The organism is Streptomyces sp. NPDC028722 (assembly GCF_040637655.1).
Taxonomy (GTDB): domain Bacteria; phylum Actinomycetota; class Actinomycetes; order Streptomycetales; family Streptomycetaceae; genus Streptomyces.
Genome location: NZ_JBEZWU010000003.1, coordinates 1 through 19,131, shown reverse-complemented (window position 1 = coordinate 19,131; position 19,131 = coordinate 1). Strand labels below are relative to the sequence as shown.

The 19,131-nt window shown below is 73.1% G+C and carries 15 protein-coding genes; 12 read left to right on the top strand and 3 right to left on the bottom strand.

Annotated elements, in window-relative coordinates:
• Positions 1 to 589 precede the first annotated feature (589 nt).
• The 3 genes from AB0F03_RS05335 (at position 590) to AB0F03_RS05325 (ending at position 6,280) form a co-directional block, all read left to right on the top strand.
• On the top strand, positions 590 to 853 hold the full coding sequence (locus tag AB0F03_RS05335) for a WhiB family transcriptional regulator (protein WP_003975777.1): 264 nt from the start codon (positions 590 to 592) through the stop codon (positions 851 to 853).
• 235 nt (positions 854 to 1,088) lie between these two features.
• Positions 1,089 to 4,790, top strand: a complete 3,702-nt coding sequence (locus AB0F03_RS05330; RefSeq protein ID WP_361986762.1) for a glycosyltransferase — start codon at positions 1,089 to 1,091, stop codon at positions 4,788 to 4,790.
• Positions 4,787 to 6,280, top strand: coding sequence for a DUF5719 family protein (locus tag AB0F03_RS05325; RefSeq protein WP_361986760.1), 1,494 nt, complete (start codon positions 4,787 to 4,789; stop codon positions 6,278 to 6,280). The genes AB0F03_RS05330 and AB0F03_RS05325 overlap by 4 nt, the downstream gene beginning before the upstream one ends.
• A gap of 162 nt (positions 6,281 to 6,442) precedes the next feature.
• Here AB0F03_RS05325 and AB0F03_RS05320 read toward each other — a convergent pair whose 3' ends face one another.
• Positions 6,443 to 6,829 carry a metallopeptidase family protein gene (locus AB0F03_RS05320; protein ID WP_361986758.1) on the bottom strand — a complete coding sequence of 129 codons (387 nt, stop codon included), beginning with the start codon at positions 6,827 to 6,829 and terminating at the stop codon, positions 6,443 to 6,445.
• A gap of 347 nt (positions 6,830 to 7,176) precedes the next feature.
• On the opposite strand from AB0F03_RS05320, the gene AB0F03_RS05315 reads away from it, so the two are divergent.
• The 6 genes from AB0F03_RS05315 (at position 7,177) to AB0F03_RS05290 (ending at position 13,001) form a co-directional block, all read left to right on the top strand.
• Positions 7,177 to 7,605 (top strand): DUF3499 domain-containing protein, encoded by a 429-nt coding sequence (locus AB0F03_RS05315; protein WP_361987476.1) that lies wholly within the window; start codon positions 7,177 to 7,179, stop codon positions 7,603 to 7,605.
• Positions 7,606 to 7,761: 156 nt separating this feature from the next.
• The gene (locus AB0F03_RS05310; protein ID WP_361986756.1) at positions 7,762 to 9,126 is read left to right on the top strand and encodes a phosphomannomutase/phosphoglucomutase; all 1,365 of its coding nucleotides are present in this window, start codon (positions 7,762 to 7,764) and stop codon (positions 9,124 to 9,126) included.
• 70 nt (positions 9,127 to 9,196) lie between these two features.
• Positions 9,197 to 9,367 carry a Trm112 family protein gene (locus tag AB0F03_RS05305; protein WP_361986754.1) on the top strand — a complete coding sequence of 57 codons (171 nt, stop codon included), beginning with the start codon at positions 9,197 to 9,199 and terminating at the stop codon, positions 9,365 to 9,367.
• A gap of 132 nt (positions 9,368 to 9,499) precedes the next feature.
• Entirely contained in the window at positions 9,500 to 10,627 is a 1,128-nt protein-coding gene (locus AB0F03_RS05300) for an SIS domain-containing protein (protein WP_361986752.1), read from the top strand.
• Positions 10,628 to 10,728: 101 nt separating this feature from the next.
• Positions 10,729 to 11,880 carry a mannose-6-phosphate isomerase, class I gene (gene manA, locus AB0F03_RS05295; protein ID WP_361986750.1) on the top strand — a complete coding sequence of 384 codons (1,152 nt, stop codon included), beginning with the start codon at positions 10,729 to 10,731 and terminating at the stop codon, positions 11,878 to 11,880.
• Between the two features lie 140 nt (positions 11,881 to 12,020).
• A complete protein-coding gene (locus AB0F03_RS05290) occupies positions 12,021 to 13,001 on the top strand; it encodes a cation diffusion facilitator family transporter (RefSeq protein WP_361986748.1) in 981 nt (326 codons plus the stop codon).
• Positions 13,002 to 13,175: 174 nt separating this feature from the next.
• Here the strand turns inward: AB0F03_RS05290 and lepB are convergent, their stop codons facing one another.
• Positions 13,176 to 13,646 carry a signal peptidase I gene (gene lepB, locus AB0F03_RS05285; protein WP_361986746.1) on the bottom strand — a complete coding sequence of 157 codons (471 nt, stop codon included), beginning with the start codon at positions 13,644 to 13,646 and terminating at the stop codon, positions 13,176 to 13,178.
• A gap of 600 nt (positions 13,647 to 14,246) precedes the next feature.
• Between lepB and ahcY the strand changes: the two genes are divergently transcribed.
• On the top strand, positions 14,247 to 15,704 hold the full coding sequence (gene ahcY, locus AB0F03_RS05280) for an adenosylhomocysteinase (RefSeq protein ID WP_361986744.1): 1,458 nt from the start codon (positions 14,247 to 14,249) through the stop codon (positions 15,702 to 15,704).
• Between the two features lie 236 nt (positions 15,705 to 15,940).
• Positions 15,941 to 16,555 carry a hypothetical protein gene (locus AB0F03_RS05275; protein WP_361986743.1) on the top strand — a complete coding sequence of 205 codons (615 nt, stop codon included), beginning with the start codon at positions 15,941 to 15,943 and terminating at the stop codon, positions 16,553 to 16,555.
• A 52-nt stretch (positions 16,556 to 16,607) separates the two neighbouring features.
• Here the strand turns inward: AB0F03_RS05275 and AB0F03_RS05270 are convergent, their stop codons facing one another.
• Entirely contained in the window at positions 16,608 to 17,570 is a 963-nt protein-coding gene (locus AB0F03_RS05270; protein ID WP_361986741.1) for an RDD family protein, read from the bottom strand.
• Between the two features lie 142 nt (positions 17,571 to 17,712).
• On the opposite strand from AB0F03_RS05270, the gene AB0F03_RS05265 reads away from it, so the two are divergent.
• Positions 17,713 to 18,720, top strand: coding sequence for a stage II sporulation protein M (locus AB0F03_RS05265; RefSeq protein ID WP_361986739.1), 1,008 nt, complete (start codon positions 17,713 to 17,715; stop codon positions 18,718 to 18,720).
• The last annotated feature ends 411 nt before the right edge of the window (positions 18,721 to 19,131 follow it).

Below are 19,131 nucleotides of genomic sequence, written 5' to 3'. Positions count from 1 at the left end.
CCCCGGTGCGGGATCACGGAGCGGGGAACGCGGCCGAGCCGGAACGGACTCGGGGACAGCCGGAGCGGGGTGGGCTCAACAGCTGGGACAGCAACAACAGCTACAGCGCGCGCGGGCGGCACCGAGGGACCCGGCGGAGCGGGTCGAGGCGGGCGCCGAGTTCGCGAGCATGCCCACTAGGACACCGGTTCACACCGGCACTGTCAACTCGTCGCCCGGTATGTGGGACATGTTTCACCTCATCCGGTTCTTCTGGCAGGTGAAAGGTTTGTTCACCGGGATGCCGGGACACATGGGGCACATCCGAGCGCTCGAGCTTCACGGAACGCGATCGAACACGGGGACGTCCTTCTCCGTACAGACAGGTGTACAGGGTTTCGGCCACCCCGTGGGTCCGTCTGCGTGTCAAGGTTTAGGCCGATTTGAACACTTTCCGCACGGCCTTGGTTCCGCAGAGTGAATAACGGGCCCAATAGCAGATCTCGGCTTGACTCGCCCGGAGCAGCACACTTGTAATTTCACTCGTGTCGTTCAGCCGGAATCGGTAACGGCCACGCACGGGGACGTGAGAGACGGACGAGGGGCGCACATGACCGAGCTGGTGCAGCAACTGCTGGTCGACGACGCGGACGAGGAACTCGGCTGGCAGGAGCGCGCGCTCTGCGCCCAGACCGACCCCGAGTCCTTCTTTCCCGAGAAGGGCGGCTCCACCAGAGAGGCCAAAAAGGTCTGTCTCGCCTGCGAGGTCCGCTCCGAGTGCCTCGAGTACGCCCTCGCCAACGACGAGCGCTTCGGCATCTGGGGCGGCCTGTCCGAGCGGGAACGCCGCCGGCTGAAGAAGGCCGCCGTCTGAGCACAGTCGCACGCGTACGGCCGCACGCGCACAGTCGTACGCGTATGCGCACACGCGCGCGTACACACGGGAGCGTCACGAACGGCCCGGCGCCGGTGGGTTGTCCACAGGCGGCGGGCCGTCGTCATGGCCAGCCGATAGTGTGGTCGCTCGTCCGAGACGCCCCGCCGTCCCCTCGACGCACGAGGAGGCGCGGGCGTCCACCGCAGTCCATCGAACCGGGGCCCGTACCTCGATGTCCGTGCACAGCCATACGGCGGCCCAAGACGGCACCGCCATCCCTGAGTTCCCGCGCCATGTGGTGACCGCGGTCCTCGTCTCCCACGACGGCGCCCGCTGGCTGCCCGACGCGCTCGCCGGGCTGCTCGGCCAGGAGCGCCCCGTCCAGTACGCGGTGGCCGCCGACACCGGCAGTGCGGACGGCTCCGCCCAGCTGCTCACCGATGCCCTGGGCGACGCCAACGTGCTGCACCTCGCCCGCCGCACCGGCTTCGGCCAGGCCGTGGAGGAGGCGAGCCGCACCGCGCCCGTCCTCACCCCGGAGGAACTGCCGTACCTCAAGCGCCCCAGCGGCTGGGACCCGGTCACGCGCAGCTGGCGCGACGACGCCTACGACCTGCCCGAACTGCCGCACGGCGAACCCGTGCAGTGGCTGTGGCTGCTGCACGACGACTGCGCCCCCGAACCCGACGCCCTCGCCCAGCTCCTGCGGGTCGTCGACACCGAACTCGAACTCGGCCGTGACGACGTCGCGGTCGTCGGCCCCAAGCTGCGCGGCTGGTACGACCGCCGCCAGCTGCTGGAGGTCGGCGTCACCCTCGCCAACTCCGGCCGCCGCTGGACCGGCCTGGACCGCCGCGAACAGGACCAGGGCCAGCACGACCACGTCCGCACCGTGCTGTCCGTCTCCACCGCCGGCATGCTCATCCGCCGCGACGTCTACGAACAGCTCGGCGGCTTCGACCGCCGGCTGCCCCTGATGCGCGACGACGTCGACCTGTGCTGGCGCGCCCACACCGCCGGCCACCGCGTCCTGGTCGCCCCCGACGCGGTCGTCCGGCACGCCGAGGCCGCCTCCCGGGAGCGCCGCGCCGTCGACTGCGCGGGCCGCACCACCGCCTCCCCGCACAAGGTCGACAAGGCCGGCGCCGTCTACACCCTCCTCGTCAACACCCGTACCGCCGCGCTGCCCTGGGTGCTCACGCGGATCGTCCTCGGCACCGTCCTGCGGACCCTCGCCTACCTCGTCGGCAAGGTCCCCGGACAGGCCCTCGACGAGATCCGCGGCCTGCTCAGCACGCTGCTGCGCCCCGAGCGGATCATCGCCGCCCGGCGCCGCCGCGGCCCCGCGCAGACCGACAAGGGCGAACTGCGCGCCCTCTTCCCGCCGCCCGGCGCCACCGTCCGGGCCACCGTGGAACAGCTCGCGGGCCACTTCACCAGCGACTCCGACATCGACACCACCTCGGCCGGCCGGCACGGCGGCGCCGTGGAGTCAGGGCCCGGCGGCGACGACGCCGACTTCCTGGAGGTCGAGCAGTTCGCCCGGCTCCGGCGGATCGCCCGCCGGCCCGGCCCGGTGCTCTTCCTCGCCCTGCTGCTCGTCTCCCTCGCCGCCTGCCGCGCCCTGCTCGGCAGCGGCGCGCTAGGCGGCGGCGCCCTGCTGCCCGCCCCCGCCGACGCCGGCGACCTGTGGTCCAGCTACCTGGACGCCTGGCACCCGGTCGGCTCCGGCGGCACCCCGTCCGCACCGCCCTACCTGGCCTTCGTCGCGGCCCTCGGCTCCCTCCTGTTCGGCTCCACCGGGCTCGCCGTCACCGTCCTGCTGGTCTGCTCGGTACCGCTCGCCGGATGCACCGCCTACTTCGCGTCCCGCCCCCTGGTCACCTCCCGGCTGCTGCGCGCCTGGGCGGCCATCGGCTACGCCTTCCTGCCGGCCACCACCGGCGCCCTGGCCGGCGGCCACATCGGCACCGCCGTCCTCGCCGTCCTGCTGCCGCTCATCGCGCGCGCGGGCGTCGCCGCGAGCGGCCTCGCCCACCGCGCCGGCGCCCCCGGCAGCTGGCGAGCCACCTGGGCGTACGCGCTGCTGCTGAGCATCGCCACCGCCTTCACGCCGATCGTCTGGCCCGTCGCGCTGCTCCTCGGCCTAGGCGTCCTCGTCCTGCGCCGCCGCGACCTCGTCGCCCACGGCCTGCGCTTCCTCGTCCAGCTCGGCACCCCGCTGCTCTTCCTCGCGCCCTGGTCGCTGACCCTCCTGCCGGCCGGCTTCTTCCGGGAGGCCGGCCTGGAGTACGGCCCCTCGGCGGCCTCCGCGCTGGATCTGCTCGGTGCCGGCCCCGGCGGACCCGGCACCGTGCATGGCCTGATGCTCATCGGCATCGTGCTCGCCGCCCTCGCCGCCCTCCTGCGCTCCGAACGGCAGCTCGGCATCCGTACCGCCTGGGCCGTCGCCCTCGTCGGCCTCGTGTCCGCCGTCCTGTCCAACCGCTCCGCCTGGGCCGGACCGGCCACCCTCGTCTACGGCATCGCCCTGCTGGCCGCCGCCGCGCTCGGCGCCGACGGCGCACGCGCGCGTGTGGCCGAGCAGAGTTTCGGCTGGCGTCAGCCCGTCGCCGCCCTGATCGCCTTCGCCTCGGCCGCCGGCCCGCTGCTCGTCGCCGCCGGCTGGATGATCCGCGGCGCCGACGGCCCCCTGGAGCGCCGCGACCCGTCGCAGGTGCCCGCGTTCGTCGCCGAGGACTCCGCCGGCGGCGACCAGGCCCGCACCCTGATCCTGGACAGCGACTCCACCGCGCGCGTGCGCTACACCCTGGTCCGCGGCTCCGGCGCCCGCATGGGGGACGCCGAACTCGCCGCCGCCGACGGCGAGAACGCCCGCCTGGACAAGGTGGTCGCCAACCTGGTCGCCGGCTCCGGCGCCGACCAGGCCGACGAACTCGGCGGCTTCGCCGTGCGCTACGTCCTCGTGCACCAGGGCACCCCCCGCGACACCACCCGCGTCCTGGACGCGACCCCCGGCCTGTCCCGGCTCAGCCGGCAGAGCGGCAACGCCCTGTGGCGCGTCGACCAGGAGGTCTCCCGCGCGGCCATCGTGCCCGCCGCCGGCCCGGGCCGGGCCCAGCCGGTCACCGCGGGACCGGTGGAGATCCACACCACGGTCCCCGCCGGCTCGGGCAGCCGCGTCCTGCGCCTGGCCGACAGCGCCGCCGACGGCTGGACGGCGACCCTGGACGGCAAGCCGCTCACCCCGACGACGGTCGACGGCTGGGCCCAGGGCTTCCGGCTGCCGTCCACCGGCGGCAGGCTCGACGTCACCTACGACGCACCGCTCGCCCACACCGCCTGGCTGTGGGCCCAGGGCGCGCTCGCCGTCGTCCTGGTCGTCCTCGCCCTGCCCGGCCGCCGCCGCGACGTCGACGACGACCTGCCCGAGGAGCAGCCCGTGCCCGCGCAGGCCACCACCGGCGAGGGCCGCCGCGCCCGCCGCCTGCGCGCCCAGGCTGAGGAAGCGCCCGCCGGGAACCCGCCCGCCGCGCCCGCGCCCCCCGAACAGCCCCCGGTGGCCGTACCCCACCAGCAGTCCTACGACGAGTGGAACCCGGCCACCTACGGCGGCGACACCGCGAACGACGGCTACACGGACCCGTACAGCACCGCGGCGGGCTACGGCCGGCAGACGTACCAGCAGCCCGACCCCTACCAGGCGGCCCCCTACGACCCGTACGCCTACAACGGCGGCGCGGACCAACCCCCGTACGACCCGGCGGCATACCAGCAGCAGGGCTACGACCAGGGGTACGAGCAGGGCTACGACCCCGCCCACGACCCCGCCCGGCAGGGCTACGACCCCGCCCAGGACCCCGCCCGGCAGGGTTACGACCCGGCCCATCCCCACGGCACCGGCAACGAGCGCCCCGACGGGAGCCAGCAGTGAACCGCACCACCCTGTCCCTGTTCGCCGGCACGGCCGCGCTGGCCGCCGTCACCGCGTTCGCCGCGGTCGCCACACCGGCCGCGTCCGGCGCCGCCACCCCCCGGACGGCCGCCCGGCTGCCCGTCGAACGCACCGGCCTGCTGTGCCCGGCACCCAGCGACTCGGACATCGCCGACACGACGTACACGTCGTTCACCCCCGTCACCAAGGGCGCCGCGCACAATGGCACGGCGCGGCTCCAGGCGGCCGACGGGGACGCGGCCGGGAGCGGGAAGGGCAAGGGCGGCAAGCGGAGCGCCGGCCGGCCGGTGCTCACCCCGAAGGCGCCGGGCACGCCGGTCACCGGCGACACCTCCGGCGCCGCGCCCGCACTGATCGGCACGGCGGACGGCGGGTTCGCCCCCGGCTGGACCCTCCAGGAGACGACCGACGTCGCCGCCGGCACCGGCCGCGGCCTCCAGGGCGTCAACTGCACCGGCGCGGACACCGAGTTCTGGTTCCCGGGCGCCGCCACGGCCGCCGGCCGCACCGACTACGTCCACCTGACCAACCCCGACGACTCCGCCGCCGTCGTCGACATCGAGCTGTTCGGCAAGGACGGGGCGATCAAGTCCCCACTGGGCGAGAACCTCACCGTCAAGCCGCACACCAGCAAGGCGTTCCTGCTCTCCACGCTCACCGACGAGCGGCAGGCCGACCTGACCGTGCACGTCGGCGTCCGCAGCGGGCGGGTCGGCGCCGCCGTGCAGGCCCTGGACGACAAGGCGGGCGGCGACTGGTTGGCCCCGGCCGCCGACCCGGCCGGCAGCCTGGTCCTGCCCGGTATCCCGAAGGACGCCACCGACGTCCGTCTCATCGCCTTCACGCCCGGCGACGACGACGCCGACCTGAAGATCCGCCTGGCCTCGCCCGCCGGCCTGATCACCCCGGCCGGGAACGAGACCCTGCACGTCAAGTCCGGCATGACCGGCGCGGTCGACCTCGGCGACGTCACCCGCGGCGAGGCCGGCTCCCTGGTCCTGACGCCCACCGGCCGGCCGGCCCCGGTCGTCGCGGCGCTCCAGGTCGTCCGGGGCAAGGGCGGCAACAAGGAAACGGCGTTCATCCCGGCCACCACCGCCGTCGGCACGCGCGCGACGTCGGCCGACAACCGGGCGAAGGGCACGACCCTCGCCCTGACGGCCCCCACCGCCACGGCCACGGTCAAGGTCACCGCGTCGGCCGGCAGCGAGGGCGGAACGCCGGTCACCAGGACGTACACGGTGAAGTCCGGCACCACACAGGACATCGCCGCCCCGGTCCCGGCCGGCCTGAAGGGCACGTACGCCCTCACGGTGGAGCCCACGTCCGGCGGCCCCGTCTACGCCGCGCGCACCCTCGCCGCCACCGGCACGGACGTCCCTGCCTTCACCGTCCAGACCCTGCCGAACGACCACGGCACGGTGGCGGTCCCCCAGGCGGAGGAGGACCTGACGATCCTCCAGAAGTAGGCGGCCGGGCGGGCGTACGCAAGCAGGCGGGCCCAGCCGAGCGGGTGGCCGCGGGCGGAAGCGGGACAGGCCGCCGCAGGCGGTGGCGCGGGAGGCCGCCCCGCCGCCCCGGGGGACGGACCAGGCCGAGCACCGGCGGGGCGCCCCGCCGAACGAGAGGCCCTAGTCCTCCCCGTACCGCGGATCCACGGTCTCCGGCGTCAGCCCGAGCAGCTCGGCCACCTGCTCCACCACGATCTCGTGCACCAGCGCGGCCCGCTCGTCGCGCCCCTTGGTCCGGATCTCCACCGGCCGCCGGTACACGACGACCCGGGCCCGCCGCCCCTCCCGCGCGGGGACGGTCCCGCCGAGCGGTACGGCCTCGTCGCTCCAGGCCGCCTCTTCCCCCCGGCCCTCCAGCCGGGGCACCTCCAGTACGAGGAAATCGAAGTCGGCCAGCTGCGGCCAGCGCCGCTCGAGACGGTCCACGGAGTCCTGCACCAGGTCCGCGAACACCTCGGCGCGGCTGGCCGCGAGCGGCACCTGCGGCGGTGCGATCGGCCCCCGCATGCCCCGCCCGTGGCGATCACGGCGACGGGGTCCGGGTCCGGCGGCACGGGGCGGTACACGGTTGTCCATCACCGGTGAAGCGTAGTCCCCGCGCCCTGTGCCCGTCCGTCTCCACACGGCAACCGGCGTCGATCACTCGTGTCGCAGGATGACCGTTCCAGCCAAGGTCTGGCTCGTTCCCATACCCTTCCCGGATCACCGAACTCCAGGCGATCGGCGGTGTTTGTACCCACATATGACCGGTCGTCCCACCGCCCGGCACCAGCGGGAAGGCCCTCCGCACAGGTCAGCGGGGGCCACCCGGAGCGGTGTGTGGGGCGTTTCACAGCACGACACGGTGGAGTGACCTGGGGGAGAGTCGTCGCGGCCCGCTCAAGAGTGCGGTACCGTCCAACGTCGTGAGCCCTGTACGTCGCTGTTCGCGCACCGCCTGCGGCCGACCCGCCGTCGCGACGCTGACGTACGTCTACGCCGACTCGACCGCGGTCCTCGGCCCGCTCGCCACCTACGCCGAACCCCACTGCTACGACCTGTGCGCCGAGCACTCCGAGCGCCTCACCGCCCCGCGCGGCTGGGAGGTCGTCCGCCTCCTCGACGGCTCCGCTCCCGCGCGGCCCAGCGGAGACGATCTGGAAGCGCTTGCCAACGCCGTACGCGAGGCGGCGCGCCCGCAGCAGCGCGCGGCCGGGGCGGCCGGCGGCGGAAGCCGCTCGGTGGACCCCATGGAGGTGGCCCGCCGCGGTCACCTGAGGGTTCTGCGCTCCCCGGACAACTGAGCGCCACCCCCCGCCACCCTGCCAGGCGTGACGGTTCTCCTCCCGCGGGCGTCACCGCCGCAGGGCTCGCCGCGCGTCCACCCGGCGTCCGCGCACCGACCCCGCACCCCGGACGGGTAGTTTGTGGGCACCCATAGGACTTCGGAAGGGTTGGCCGTGACTGCTGATCTGTCGCAGCTCGTGAAGGCGTACGACGTGCGCGGTGTGGTCCCGGACCAGTGGGACGAGAAACTGGCCGCACTGTTCGGCGCCGCCTTCGCCGAGGTGACGGGGGCGGCGGCCATCGTCGTCGGCCACGACATGCGGCCCTCGTCCCCCGGCCTCTCCCGCGCCTTCGCGCGCGGCGCGGCGGACCGCGGCGTGGACGTCACCGAGATCGGCCTGTGCTCCACGGACCAGCTCTACTACGCCTCGGGCGCGCTGGACCTCCCGGGCGCCATGTTCACCGCCTCCCACAACCCGGCCCGGTACAACGGCATCAAGCTGTGCCGCGCGGGCGCCGCCCCTGTCGGCCAGGACACCGGTCTCGCGCAGATCCGCGAGCTGGCCGAGCGCTGGCTGGAAGAGGGCGCTCCCGAGCCCGCGGCCCGGCCGGGAAGCCTCTCCTCGCGCGAGACGCTGGAGGACTACGCGGCGTACCTGCGCTCCCTGGTCGACCTGACCTCCGTGCGCCCCCTGAAGGTCGTGGTCGACGCCGGCAACGGCATGGGCGGCCACACGGTCCCCCCGGTCTTCGCCGGCCTGCCCCTGACCCTCGTCCCGATGTACTTCGAGCTGGACGGCACCTTCCCCAACCACGAGGCCAACCCGCTGGACCCGGCGAACCTCGTGGACCTCCAGAAGCGGGTCCCGGCGGAGGGCGCCGACCTCGGCATCGCCTTCGACGGCGACGCCGACCGCTGCTTCGTCGTGGACGAGAACGGCGACCCCGTCTCCCCGTCCGCGATCACCGCGCTGGTCGCCGCCCGCGAACTCGCCCGCAACGGGGGCACGGGCACGGTCATCCACAACCTGATCACCTCCCGCACGGTCCCGGAGGTCGTACGGGAGAACGGCGGCACCCCGGCCCGCACCCGGGTCGGCCACTCCTTCATCAAGGCCGAGATGGCCCGCACCGGCGCGATCTTCGGCGGCGAGCACTCCGCCCACTACTACTTCAAGGACTTCTGGAACGCCGACACGGGCATGCTGGCCGCCCTGCACGTCCTCGCGGCCCTCGGCGGCCAGGAGGGCCCGCTCTCCGGCCTGGTCGCCCAGTACGACCGCTACGCCGGCTCCGGCGAGATCAACTCCACCGTCGCCGACCAGACCGCCCGGCTCGCCGCGATCCGCACCGCGTACGAGAGTCGCGCCGACGTCACCCTCGACGACCTCGACGGCCTCACCGTCGCCGCGGCCGACTGGTGGTTCAACGTCCGCCCCTCCAACACCGAGCCGCTCCTGCGCCTGAACGCGGAGGCGAAGGACGGGGCCACGATGGTCAAGATCAGGAACGAGGCCCTGGCGATCATCAGGGGCTGAGCGGTCTGCCCACCAGCGGTACGCTGACCGGGCATCCACAGACACCCGCACGCCCCCGAAGGGACACCCCATGCCGCTCGAAGCCGGCCTCCTGGAGATCCTCGCCTGCCCGGCCTGCCACTCCCCCCTCGAGGAGCAGGACACCGAGCTGATCTGCACGGGCCAGGACTGCGGCCTCGCCTACCCCGTGCGCGACGACATCCCGGTCCTCCTCGTGGACGAGGCCCGCCGCCCCGGGTGACGGGACCCCGTACGCCGTAGCGAGGCCCCGCACGTCGCGGCCACGAGGCCCTGTCCCCGTGGCGGCGAGGCGCCCCGCGCCACCCCCCGCAAAGGCTCTGCCCAGGACCCCCGGCGATGGAGGCTGCCGCCCATGCTGGACGAATCGCTGCTCGACACCCCGGAGGGTCTCTCCGAGGCCGACCGCCGAGGCCTGCTCCGCGGCGCCGCGGAGGCCGGTGCCCGTGTGCGCACCGCCGCCCGGCACACCGCCGAGGCCGGCGTCGGCGGCCTCACCCCCGACGGCCGTCCACGCGCCGTCCTGATCGCGGGCCCGGGCGTCGCCGCCACCCACACCGCCGACCTCCTCGGCACGCTGGCCGGCCCCGGCAGCCCCGTGGTCCGGCTGGCCCCCACCGGCGTCGCCCCGGCCCCGGGCGCCCTGCGCTGGGAACTGCCCGGCTGGGCCGGCTCGGTGGACCTGCTGCTGATCACCACTCCCGACGGCACCGAACCGAGCCTCTCCCTCCTCGCCGAGCAGGCCTACCGGCGCGGCTGCTCGGTCGTCGCCGTGGCCCCGCAGAGCACCCCGCTCGCCGAGGCCGTCGCCGGCGCGCACGGCCTGTTCGTACCGATGGCGACCGCACCGTACGACCAGCAGGAACCGCTCGCCGGGTCCGCCCCGGGCGTCTTCTGGGCCCTGCTGACCCCGCTCCTGGCCCTCCTGGACCGCGTCGGCCTGCTCGACGCCCCGCCGGAGGCCATCGAGCGGATCGCCGACCGCCTGGACCGCATCGCGGAACGCTGCGGCCCCGCCATCGCGACCTACGGCAACCCGGCCAAGACCCTGGCCGCGGAACTCGCCGACGGGCTCCCCGTGATCTGGACGGAAGGCACCTCGGCGGGCCCGGCCGGCCGCCGGTTCGCCGCAGCCCTCGCCGAACTCGCCGGCCGGCCCTCCCTGGTCGCCGAACTGCCCGAGGCGCTCGCCGCGCACGCCGCTCTGCTGGCCGGCCCACTGGCCGCCGGCGCCGATCCGGAGGACTTCTTCCGCGACCGCGTGGAGGAGCCGCCCGCGCTGCACGCGCGCGTGGTGCTCCTCCGCGACCGCCCGACCGGCGGGCTCACCGCCGCGCCCGCCGCCCGGGACCTGGCCCTCGACCACGACACGCCGATCAGCGAGCTCGAACCCGAGGAAGGCGGCGAACTCGAGACCCTCGCGGAACTGATCGCCGTCACGGATTTCGCCGCCGTTTACCTGGCGCTCGCTTCCGGAGCCTGATCTTTGCTCCGGGCCGCACCAGCCGTGCCCGTACCGGCGCCGCGACCGACGTAGCCACCGGCGCCGGCCGAGCAGCGTACGTACGGAGACAGAGAAGACACATGGACCGCCTCGACAACACCGTCCGCCCCTACGCCTGGGGTTCCCCCACCGCCATCCCGCACCTCCTCGGCACCGAACCGACCGGGGAACCCCAGGCGGAGATGTGGATGGGCGCCCACCCGGGCGCCCCCTCGCGCACCACGCGCGGGACGCTCGCCGAGGTCATCGACGCCGGCCCGGAGCGCGAACTGGGTTCCCGCGCGGTCGCCAGGTTCGGCCCGCGCCTGCCGTTCCTGCTCAAGATCCTCGCCGCCGGCGCGCCCCTGTCCCTCCAGGTGCATCCCGACCTGGCACAGGCCAGGCAGGGCTACGCCGAAGAGGAGCGCCGCGGCGTCCCCGTCGACGCCCCGCACCGCAACTACAAGGACGCCAACCACAAGCCCGAACTGATCTGCGCCCTCACCGAGTTCGACGGCCTGTGCGGCTTCCGCGACCCGGCCCAGGCCGCCGACCTGCTCGCCGGCCTCGGCGTCGACTCCCTCGAGCCGTACGTCGACCTGCTGCGCGCCCACCCCGAGGACGCGGCCCTGCGCGAGGTCCTCACCGCCGTCCTCAGCGCCGACCCGCGGGAGATGGCCCACACGGTCGCCGAGGCCACCACCGCCTGCACCCGCCTCGGCGGTGCCTACGCGCCCTACGCCGACATCGCCCACCACTACCCGGGCGACCCCGGCGTGCTCGCCGCCATGCTGCTCAACCACGTCCGCCTGCAACCCGGCGAGGCCCTCTTCCTGGGCGCCGGCATCCCGCACGCCTACCTGAACGGCCTCGGCGTCGAGATCATGGCCAACTCCGACAACGTCCTGCGCTGCGGCCTCACCCCCAAGCACGTCGACGTCCCCGAGCTCCTGCGGATCGTCCGCTTCGAGCCGAGCGACCCGGGCGTGCTGCGCCCCGAGGCGTCCCCGGACGGCGAGGAGGTCTACGAGACGCCGATCGACGAGTTCCGCCTCTCGCGATACGTCCTCCCGCAGGCCGGCAGCGCCCACGACCTCACCCGGGACACCCCGCAGATCCTGCTCTGCACGGCGGGTACCGTCCGGGCCGGGGAACACGAACTGGGCCCCGGTCAGTCGGTCTTCGTCCCGGCCGACGAGAAGGCGGAGATCTCGGGCGCCGGCACGGTCTTCCGCGCCACTGTGATCGTATGACCGGGGCTGTGGACGGGTGACGCGGCGCGGCCCGGCCGGACTGCAAGAATGATCCACCGGCAAAGGCCGGGCAAAGCCGGGCACACGTCCTGACGGCAGGGACGTACGAGGCGACAGAGGCGAAGGGACAACGCGGACACATGAGCGCGTCAGGCGGTACCAGGGCGATCGTGGCGGCACTCGGCGCCAACCTCGCGATCGCGGCATCGAAGTTCGTGGCGTTCGCGTTCAGCGGCTCCTCCTCGATGCTCGCTGAGGGCGTCCACTCGCTCGCCGACTCCGGCAACCAGTTCCTGCTGCTCGTCGGCGGCAAGAAGGCACAGCGCGAGGCGACCCCGCAACACCCCTTCGGCTACGGCCGCGAACGGTTCATCTACGCCTTCCTCGTCTCGATCGTCCTGTTCTCGATCGGCGGCATGTTCGCCGTCTACGAGGGCTTCGAGAAGATCCGCCACCCGCACCAACTGGAGCACTGGTACTGGCCGGTGGGCGTCCTCGTCTTCGCGATCATCGCCGAGGGCTTCTCCTTCCGCACGGCCATCAAGGAATCCAACCAGACGCGCGGCACGCTCTCCTGGGCCCAGTTCATCCGCCGCGCCAAGGCACCCGAACTGCCCGTCGTCCTGCTGGAGGACTTCGGCGCGCTCATCGGCCTGGCCCTCGCCCTCGGCGGCGTCGGCCTCTCCCTGCTCACCGGCGACGGCACCTGGGACGGCATCGGCACCGTCTGTATCGGTGTCCTGCTCATCCTCATCGCCCTCGTCCTGGCCGCCGAGACCAAGTCGCTGCTGCTCGGCGAGGCCGCGGGCCTGGACGACGTCAAGAAGATCGAGGCCGCGATCGTCGACGGGGCCACGGTCACCCGCATCATCCACATGCGCACCCTGCACCTCGGCCCCGAGGAACTGCTGATCGCCGCCAAGATCGCCGTCCGGCACGACGACACGGCCGCCGAGGTCGCCAACGCCATCAACGCCGCGGAGACCCGCATCCGCACGGCCGTCCCCATCGCCCGCGTCATCTATCTGGAACCGGACATCTACAGCGAGGCCGAGGCCGCCAAGGGGCCGGACCCCATGGCCACCCCGGGCGGCCCGAACCCCCACGCGACCGGTCACTGAGCCCCGCCGGCCGCTGTCGGACGGGCCGCACGGGCCGGGGCACCGGCGGCACAGCCGGCGCCCTCCGCCGCCGTACGGCCAGAGCACCGGTCCCCGGCCCGGCACCGGTGACGCTCAGCACCACGCCGAGCACCGCGGCCGCACCCAGCAGGGACAGGACCGCACGGCCGTCCGTCACCCGCCCCCGCACGGCGGCCACCGGAAGCGCCCCGTCCCGGTCGGAGGCGAAGAACCGCGAGTCCATCGAGTCGGACCGGTGGCCCCCAGGAGGAACAGCCGGCCACGCGGCACCCTGACGTCGTACGACCGGTGCAGCCCGTCGGCGTCGCCCCCGCAGACGTACGGCTCCTTCAGCGGCCGCCCGTCGACGGTGATCCGCTCCTTGCCCGCCACGACCGTGCAGCAGACCACACGGTCGCCGCCCATCCCGATCACCCGCTGCATCAGGGGCCCGGGGTTCCCGTAGCGTTCCGCCGCCGAGAACGTCACGACGTCACCGCGCCGCATCTCGCTCCCGCCCACCCGCTCCCAGGCGATCCGGTCACCGCGCCGGTACGTCGGCTCCATGCTCCGGCTCGGCAGGCTGCCGGTGCCGTACGCCCCGTGCCCGTACAGGTAACTCCCGCCGGCCGGCAACAACCCCACCAGCCCCCGCCACCAGCGCCCCGATCCCCAGTCCCCGCCCTCTGTCCGCCATCTCCCGTCCTCCCCCACGCGGCCCCTCCGCGGCGCGGACGACATCGGCCCTCCGCGAACTCCGTGCCGCCGGGGGCGGAAGATCACCGGCGTCGGCCCCGGCCGGACCGATCACGTCGATCTCCTCACGCTTCCGGCCGCGCGCGCCGTGTCCCGCACACCCCGCGCACCGCACCGCACCAATCACCACCTCCGCCCCCCAAGGGGCGAGAAGCCCAGATCAGGCCGGTGCATCGGCCCCGGCCGCACGTTTCACCCCCACCCGCCGACCACCGGACCCGGCCCCCGGGCCGCCGTCCGTACGGCCCGAAGCCCACGAAGGCGGACTGGGGGCGGACCGGCCCTCCGGTGTAGCTTGGGACGGAGCCAGACGTCGCTGCTGATGGCGGTCGGGCGGTCCCCGTGGACCGGCCGAGGGAGAGAGGGCCTCCGACGGACTGCGCTGCGCGCACGTGGGCATGCCTGTGTCCTCTTCTCGGGCACCCCTGTGTCCGCCGCCGCGCAGACCAGCCGTACCCACCTCGCCCCGATCCCGAGGAGCAGCTCGCAATGACGACTGTCGACAACCGACAGGACTTCAAGGTCGCCGATCTCTCGCTGGCCGAGTTCGGCCGCAAGGAGATCTCCCTCGCCGAGCACGAGATGCCCGGCCTGATGGCGCTCCGCAAGGAGTACGCCGAGGCGCAGCCGCTGGCCGGCGCCCGCGTCACGGGTTCGCTGCACATGACCGTGCAGACCGCCGTGCTCATCGAGACCCTGGTCGCCCTCGGCGCCCAGGTCCGCTGGGCCTCCTGCAACATCTTCTCCACCCAGGACCACGCGGCCGCCGCCATCGCCGTCGGCCCGAACGGCACGCCGGACAACCCGCAGGGCATCCCGGTCTTCGCCTGGAAGGGCGAGTCCCTGGAGGAGTACTGGTGGTGCACCGAGCAGGCGCTGACCTGGCCGGGCACCCCCACCGGCGGCCCGAACATGATCCTCGACGACGGCGGTGACGCCACCCTCCTCGTCCACAAGGGCGTCGAGTACGAGAAGGACGGCAAGGTCCCCGGCCTGGAGACCGCCGAGTCCGACGAGCACCGCGTCATCCTCCAGCTGCTGCACCGCACCCTGGGCGAGGACCCCCAGAAGTGGACCCAGCTGGCCTCCGAGATCCGTGGTGTCACCGAGGAGACCACGACCGGTGTCCACCGCCTGTACGAGATGCAGCGTGACGGCGCCCTCCTCTTCCCGGCGATCAACGTCAACGACGCCGTCACCAAGTCGAAGTTCGACAACAAGTACGGCTGCCGCCACTCCCTGATCGACGGCATCAACCGTGCCACCGACGTCCTGATCGGCGGCAAGACCGCGGTCGTGTGCGGTTACGGCGACGTGGGCAAGGGCTGCGCCGAGTCCCTGCGCGGCCAGGGCGCCCGCGTGATCATCACCGAGATCGACCCGATCTGCGCCCTCCAGGCGGCGATGGACGGCTACCAGGTCACCACCCTGGACGAGGTCGTCGAGACCGCCGACATCTTCATCACCACCACCGGCAACAAGGACATCATCCTCGCGTCGGACATGGCGAAGATGAAGCACCAGGCGATCATCGGCAACATCGGTCACTTCGACAACGAGATCGACATGGCCGGCCTGGCCAAGATCCCCGGCATCGTCAAGGACGAGGTCAAGCCGCAGGTCCACACCTGGACGTTCCCGGAGGGCAAGAAGCTCATCGTGCTCTCCGAGGGCCGCCTGCTGAACCTGGGCAACGCCACCGGTCACCCGTCGTTCGTGATGTCCAACTCCTTCGCGGACCAGACCCTGGCCCAGATCGAGCTGTTCACCAAGCCCGACGAGTACCCGACCGGCGTCTACGTGCTGCCCAAGCACCTCGACGAGAAGGTCGCCCGCCTCCACCTGGACGCGCTCGGCGTCAAGCTCACCAAGCTCCGCCCGGAGCAGGCCGCCTACATCGGCGTCGAGGTCGACGGCCCGTTCAAGTCGGACCACTACCGCTACTGAGCCGGTGACCGCGTAGCCCGGCCCGCCGGGATAAGTGCGTCGGCGCACCGACCCACTCACCCCGGCGGCAGGTCCTCCGAGGCAGGCCCCCGCACCCCCGTGCCGGGGGCCTGCCCCTTTGACCCGCCGCCCCGGCGGCGCGCGCCGACCGGCTCACCGACCGACCGGCTCACCGACCGACCGGCCCGGGTCGACGGCCCGGCCGGACCGTCAGCCCGTCAAGACCCAGGACCCTCATGCCCCGCGGCCGTTATTCGCTCCACGATCCGCACGATCACACCCCCCTCGCGGAAGAACACTTCCAGTGCGCCCCCGGCCCGTCCGGCTGGCGCTACGTCTCTCAGCTGACGACCCCCGCCGGAGATCACCGCGGCTCGGTCGACCTCACCCTGGACGACCTCGGCCGCCCCATCCGCCTCGAACTCCACGCGGGTGGCTGGCAGGTACGCGGCGCCGCCCTCGACGGCGTCACCTGGGTCCGCACCGACCCCACCGGCACCGATGCCACCGAAGGCAATGTGCGCGCCCACGCCTTCACCGGCACGTCCCCCGCGTTCCTCGTCGCGACCGCCCGTCTCCTGCGCCTCACCCCCTCGTCCGCCGCAACCCGCGTACGCCTCGTGGCCCTCACCGACCCGGTCCTCGCCCCCCGCACCGTCGACCAGTCCTGGGCCTTGGTGGACAGCGAAACACACGCCACTGACAACGGCCCCCTGACCGTGGACGCCTACCAGGTCACAGCCCTGGACACGGGCGAACGGCACACCGTGCACCTCGCCGGAGACGTCGTCCTGGCCGCGCCCGGCATCGAGTTGGAAGACCTCCAGTCACCGCCGTCGGCTTTCACCTGACCGCGGCCCACGCACCCGGCCGCCGCGGCCTCGGTCCCGGGCGCGCGGCGCGCTACGCCGGCGGCGCGAACCCGGTGGCCGGCCGGCCGCCCGCCGGTTCGCCCCGCGCCGGCGCCGCCGGCGGAGCGGCGGGAGCCTGAACCGAGCCCCGCGGCGGGACCATCGGAGACTGATGAACGGCCTGCGGCGGGTAGGCGGCCGGATGGGCGGCCCGGGGCTGATGACCGCCCGGGGCACCAGGCTGTCCCGGCGGCGGGGCGAACCCACCGCCGCCGAACGCCTTCCTGACCTCGCGGGACTGCCGCTCGTGCACCACGGCCCCCAGGAACGCGGCCGGAGGAAGATCCACCGGCGCCGGAGTCCCCGTACATGCCGCGAGGTCGGCCGCGAGCCGCTGCGCCATCCCCGTCGACACCTGCGGATCGAGCTGCCGCATCCGCGTCAGGTACTGCCGTATGGCGAGCCACAGCCCGTCCGGAACCGCCGACAGATCCAGTCCCGCGAAGCGCCCCGCGAGCCAGGGAGGCGGGGGCGGTACGAACCCGGTCCGCCCGGCGGGTATCCGCTCACGCACGACCAGCGTGCCCGCGAACACGTCCCCGAGCCGCCGCCCCCGCGCCGACACCAGCGAGGCGATACAGGCCACGACCCCGAACGTCATGAGGATCTCGATCACCCCGACCGCGCCCCGCACCAACGCGTGCCGGAACCGGATCGGTCCGCCGTCGTCCCGTACCACCCGGAGGCCGAAGGCCAGCTTCCCCAGTGAACGCCCGTGACTGAGGGTCTCGACCGCGATCGGCCCGCCGACCAGCACCAGCAGAAACGACGCGATCGACAACGCCACCTGCGCCGCCTCGTCCAGCGAAGCGGTCGACAACGCCAACGCCATGAGCACGACGAGATAGGCGAAGACGGCCACCACCAGGTCGAGCAACACGGCCAGCGCCCTGCTCGGCAGCTTCGCGGGCCGCAGTTCCAGCGCCACCGCCTCGCCCGTCACCAACTCACTCACGCCCGCCGCCCTTCCCTGGTCCACCCCTGAAGCGCAAGTCTGCCAAGCTGTGGGCGCATCGCGTCCCAGTACGACAAGCTGACAACATCCACGAGCATCCACGACGAGCCGTGGGCGATCAGCCGAGGAGCAGGCAGACCCGATGGACCTGGACGTCTTCGTCTCCGTGCACCGAGCCGAATGGGACCGTCTCGATGCTCTCCTGCGCCGCCGGCGCCGTCTCACCGGCGCCGAGGCGGACGAACTCGTCGCCCTCTACCAGCGGACCGCCACCCACCTCTCCCTCATCCGGTCCAGCGCCCCGGACCCGCAACTGACGGGACGCCTCAGCCAACTCGTGGCACGCGCGCGCAGCGTCGTCACCGGCACCCGCCGCGCCTCATGGCGTGATGTCACGCGCTTCCTGGGCCGGGGCTTCCCGGCGGCCGTCTACCGCGCCCGGCACTGGTGGGTCCCCACTGCACTCGTGTCCACCACGATCGCCGTCCTCCTGGGCTGGTGGATCGGCACCCACCCCGACGTGCAGTCCTCCATCGCCGCCCCCAGCCAGCTGCGCGAGCTGACCCGCCCCGGTGGCGAATACGAGACGTACTACTCCAGCCATCCCGCGACCGCCTTCGCCGCCCAGGTGTGGACCAACAACGCCCAGGCGGCGGCGATGTGCCTGGTCCTGGGAGTCTTCCTGGGCCTGCCGGTCCTCTGGATCCTCTTCGAGAACATGCTCAACCTGGGCGTCGGCTTCGGTCTCATGGCCTCGGCCGGCCGCCTCGACACCTTCCTCGGGCTGGTCCTCCCGCACGGCCTGCTGGAACTGACCGCAGTGTTCGTCGCCGCCGGTACGGGACTGCGGCTCGGCTGGACCGTCGTGGACCCCGGTCCCCGCACCCGGCGTGCCGCCCTCGCGGAGGAGGGCCGGGCCGCCATCGGCATGGCGATCGGTCTCGCCCTGGTGCTGTTCGTCTCCGGCGCCATCGAAGGCTTCGTCACCCCCTCCGGCCTGCCCACATGGGCGCGCATCGGCATCGGGATCGTGGCCGAGCTGGCCTTCCTGGCGTACGTCTACGTCCTGGGCGGCCGCGCGGCACGCGCGGGCGAGACGGGCGACCTCGAGGCGGTGGACCGCAGCGCTTCCGTGCCCATGGCCGCCTGATGTGCATCCGGCCCGCGCGAGCTGCTAGTCTCCTCTTCGCCCCGCAAGAGCCGTTGACACGGAGCTCGTGGGGAGGTAGATTCAAACAGTTGCCTAGAGCTGGACAGCGTCCGGTGACGGCCGATAGAATCCACTAGCTTCTTCAAAAGCCGTGAACGGCATTCCAAGAAGCACCCCCCGATTATTCGGAAATGAACGGCCGGTCAAACCGGCCAAGAACTTCTGATAAAGTCGGAACCGCCGGAAAGGGAAACGCGGAAGCGGGAACCTGGAAAGCACCGAGGAAATCGGGTCGAGAAAAGATCTGATAGAGTCGGAAACGCAAGACCGAAGGGAAGCGCCCGGAGGAAAGCCCGAGAGGGTGAGTACAAAGGAAGCGACCGTTCCTTGAGAACTCAACAGCGTGCCAAA